This window comes from Variovorax sp. 01T439_2 (assembly GCF_056398445.1).
Map to the genome: position 1 here is coordinate 1 of NZ_JBFTPJ010000622.1, position 3,639 is coordinate 3,639.

5 protein-coding genes and 1 pseudogene are annotated in these 3,639 nt (G+C 69.0%); 5 read left to right on the forward strand and 1 reads right to left on the reverse strand.

Going from position 1 to position 3,639, the window contains the following annotated elements:
• From AC1DOC_RS24530 to AC1DOC_RS24540, 3 genes are all read left to right on the forward strand, one after another.
• A partial coding sequence (locus AC1DOC_RS24530) for a CoA transferase (RefSeq protein WP_478130674.1) occupies nucleotides 1-571 on the forward strand: 571 nt, incomplete at its 5' end.
• 23 nt (nucleotides 572-594) lie between these two features.
• Nucleotides 595-819, forward strand: a complete 225-nt coding sequence (locus tag AC1DOC_RS24535; protein WP_018906425.1) for a hypothetical protein — start codon at nucleotides 595-597, stop codon at nucleotides 817-819.
• Between the two features lie 72 nt (nucleotides 820-891).
• A complete protein-coding gene (locus AC1DOC_RS24540; RefSeq protein WP_436301660.1) occupies nucleotides 892-2,568 on the forward strand; it encodes a SulP family inorganic anion transporter in 1,677 nt (558 codons plus the stop codon).
• Here the strand turns inward: AC1DOC_RS24540 and AC1DOC_RS24545 are convergent.
• Nucleotides 2,565-3,038, reverse strand: a complete 474-nt coding sequence (locus AC1DOC_RS24545; RefSeq protein WP_478079355.1) for an outer membrane protein assembly factor BamE — start codon at nucleotides 3,036-3,038, stop codon at nucleotides 2,565-2,567. The two genes, AC1DOC_RS24540 and AC1DOC_RS24545, sit on opposite strands and share 4 nt — an antisense overlap.
• A 69-nt stretch (nucleotides 3,039-3,107) precedes the next feature.
• Here AC1DOC_RS24545 and AC1DOC_RS24550 point away from each other — a divergent pair, with 69 nt between their 5' ends.
• Together AC1DOC_RS24550 and AC1DOC_RS24555 are read left to right on the forward strand one after the other, a co-directional pair.
• The gene (locus AC1DOC_RS24550; RefSeq protein ID WP_015866864.1) at nucleotides 3,108-3,314 is read left to right on the forward strand and encodes a DUF3460 family protein; all 207 of its coding nucleotides are present in this window, start codon (nucleotides 3,108-3,110) and stop codon (nucleotides 3,312-3,314) included.
• A gap of 68 nt (nucleotides 3,315-3,382) precedes the next feature.
• Nucleotides 3,383-3,639: pseudogene (locus AC1DOC_RS24555) on the forward strand (segregation/condensation protein A); the annotation flags it as partial.

Below are 3,639 nucleotides of genomic sequence, written 5' to 3' on the forward strand. Positions count from 1 at the left end.
CGACCGCGTGGACGTGGCGATGCTCGACTGCCAGGTCGCGCTGCTGGAGAACGCGATCTCGCGCATGGAGGCGGACGGGCGCGCGCCCGGGCCGATCGGTTCGCGGCACCCGTCGATCACGCCGTTCGACGTGTTCCGCGCGGCCGACGGCTGGTTCGTGATCGCGGCGGGCAACGATGCGCTGTTCCAGCGCCTGTGCGCGGCGCTCGAGCTGCCGGCGCTGCCCGAGGATGCGCGCTTTGCCACCAACCCCGAGCGCTGCCGGCACCACGAGGCGCTGAAGCAGCTGCTCGAAGAGCGCCTGGCCACTGCGCCCTGCGCGCACTGGCAGGCGCTGCTGATGCAGCACAACATTCCCACGGGCGAGTACAACGACGTGGCCGCGGTGGTGAACGATCCGCAGGTGCAGGCGCGCGAGATGCTGGTGCAGGTCCGCACGCAGGGCGGCCGGCCGCTCACGGTGGCGGGCAATCCGGTGCACGTGGGCGCACACCGCACGCAGGTGGCCAGGCAGCCGCCGCGGCTGGACCAGGACCGCGAGGCCATCCTGGCGGAGTTGGCGCGGCAGTGAGCGCGCGGGTGCAAAATCCGCGCATGCAAAGCCCTCGCCTCCGCTTCCGACCTTTCGTTCTCGCGGCGCTCGGCCTCGCCGGCGCCCTGCTGCTGGGCGGCTGCGCCGTGGTCACCGTCGCCAGCACCGCCGTGAGCGTGGGCGCCGGCGCGGTCGGGCTCGCGGCCGATGCCGCCATCGGCACCGCGCGCATCACCGGCAAGGCCGTGGGCGCGGCCGCCGACGCGGTGATTCCCGACAGCGACTGAGCCGGCCGCGCCCCGGCGCTGCCCGCAATCAGCCTTCCTGCGCACGCGGCGCGCGGGTCACAATGGCGCCACATGCAGTCACCGCTGAACATCATCCGCTTCCGCCCGCGTCTGCTGGACGCCATGGCGAGCTACAGCCGGGAGCGCTTCTTCAAGGACCTGGGGGCCGGCGCCACGGTGGGCATCGTGGCGCTGCCGCTGGCCATGGCCTTTGCCATCGCCTCCGGGCTCAAGCCCGAGGCCGGCATCTGGACGGCGATCATCGCGGGCTTTTTGATCTCGCTGCTGGGCGGTTCGGCGGTGCAGATCGGCGGGCCGGCCGGCGCCTTCATCGTGATCGTCTACGGCATCGTCGAACGCTATGGCGTGGCCAACCTGCTGATATCCACCGCCTGTGCCGGCGTGCTGCTGTTCGCGGCGGGGCTGTTCGGGCTCGGGCGGCTGGTGCGCTTCGTGCCGCTGTCGATCGTGGTCGGATTCACCAACGGCATCGCGGTGCTCATCCTGCTGTCGCAGCTTAAGGACCTGCTCGGGCTCACGGTCGCCAAGATGCCGGCGGACGTGTTCTCGCAGCTGCATGCCATGGCGTTGCAGATCGGCACCTTCAATCCCTATGCCTTCGCGCTCGGGCTGGCCTGCCTGGCCGGCCTCGCGATCTGGCCGCTGCTGCTGCAGGGCGAATCGAAGGTGGGCCATGCGGTGCAGCGCCTGGCGGGGCGCATGGCGCGCACGCGCGCGGTGCAGGTGGGCTCGCGCATGCCGGGGCCGATCGTCGCGCTGGTCACGCTCACGCTGGTGTCGTGGGGCTTCAGCCTGCCGGTGGAAACCATCGGCACGCGCTTCGGCGGCATTCCCGAGGGCCTGCCGGCCTTTGCGCTGCCCGACTTTTCATGGGAAACGGTCAAGCAGCTGGTCACGCCGACGCTGACCATCGCGATCCTGGGCGCCATCGAGTCGCTGCTGTGCGCGCGCGTGTCCGACCAGCTCAGCGGCCAGCCGCGCCACGATCCGAACCAGGAGCTGATGGCCCAGGGCATCGCCAACGTGGTGGTGCCCTTCTTCGGCGGCATGCCGGCCACCGGCACCATCGCGCGCACCGTGACCAACATCCGCTCGGGCGCCAGCTCGCCGATCGCGGGCATCGTGCATGCGCTCACGCTGATGGTGGTGGTGCTGCTGGCCGCGCCGCTCGCGCGCCACGTGCCGCTTGCGGTGCTGGCGGGCATCCTGGTCTTCGTGGGCCTGAACATGGGCGAATGGCGCGAGTTCACGCCGGGGCAACTGCGCCACTTCAGCCGCCATTACCGGCTGCTGATGCTCGGCACCTTCTTTCTCACGGTGGTGTTCGACCTGACGGTGGCGGTGCAGGCGGGCCTTGTGCTGGCCTGCGCGCTCTTCATCCGGCGCATGAGCGAGCTGTTCAGCGTCGAGCTGGTCACGATGCAGCCGCCGGTGCTCACCTACCGGCTCTACGGCGCGCTGTTCTTCGGGGCGGCGGCCAAGCTGGACGAGGCCGTCAACGCGGCCGAAAGCGCGCCGCGCGGCATGACGGTGGTGCTCGACGCCACGCACCTGATCTACCTGGACGCCACGGGCGTCGACGCGCTGCGGCAGCTGCACCGGGCCGTGCTGGCGCGCGGCGGGCTGCTGCGGGTGGAATCGCTGCAGCCGCAGCCGCTCGAGGTGATCGTGCGCTCGGGGTTTGCCGACGAACTGACGAGCGGCCAGCCGCATGCGGCGGAAGGTTAATTGGCCTCGGTGCTCCGGTCGGGCGACGATCCGCTGCGCACCACGCGCTGGTCGTCGTTGAGGGTGGCGGTGAACACCATGGGCGAATTCGGCGGCTGGACCCAGCGCCACTCCCACTCGGTCTCGCGCTTGAGCGCATAGGGCGTGATCTTCGCGGGCTTGCCGAGCATCTTGCGCAAGTCTTCCATCATCATGCCCGGCTGCACCTTGGCGAAATTCTCGGGCGTCAGCACCTGGCGCAGCGCGCTCATCCTGCCGTCGGCGCCGATGGTGATCATGTAGTTCTTCTGGCCCTGCGGCTGGCGGTTGTACTCGAGCACGCGGCCGTTCGGTGCGTCCCAGATGTTCTCGGGCTGGCCGAACCTGGCGCGCACGTCGGCTTCGGTGGAGACGCCTTCTTCCAGTTCGCTGATGCGCTGGTTGTCGCAGCCCGCAAGCCCGATCGCACCCGCCAGCAGTGCCGCCGCCATGCCGATCCGCCACTGTTTTCGCTGCTTCATTCCATCCCCGGTAAAATTCGCGCCACAAAGGTCCAGTCTATGTCCATCTTCCGCCGCCCCCACTACACCTCCGAGATCACCAACTTCATCGAGGAGATGAAAGCCAAGAAGCCGACGCTGGAAGCCGAACAGCGCGCCGGCCGCGCCCTGCTCTGGGACAAGCACCTCGACCGCAGCCTGCTCGAGGAGTACAGCGAAGCCCGCGTGCCGCAGCAGCCGTACGTCTACCAGACCCAAGCCAAGTAATGGTGCCCAGCCGGCATCCATCGTTTGCCGCCGTCGTGCGCAGCTATTGAAATGATAGCAAGCACCCGATGAAGGACAACGAGGACAGCGACACGCTCGTGGCCAGCATGCCCGAAGTGGTCGACCAGGTCGCGCTCGCGAGGCTCTATGGCGAGCCWCTGTTCGCGATGCCGAAGGACCTGTACATCCCGCCGGAGGCATTGCAGGTCTTCCTCGAGGCCTTCGAGGGCCCGCTCGATCTGCTGCTCTACCTGATCAGGAAGCAGAACTTCAACATCCTCGACATCCCGATGGCGGGGCTCACGCGGCAGTACCTGAGCTACGT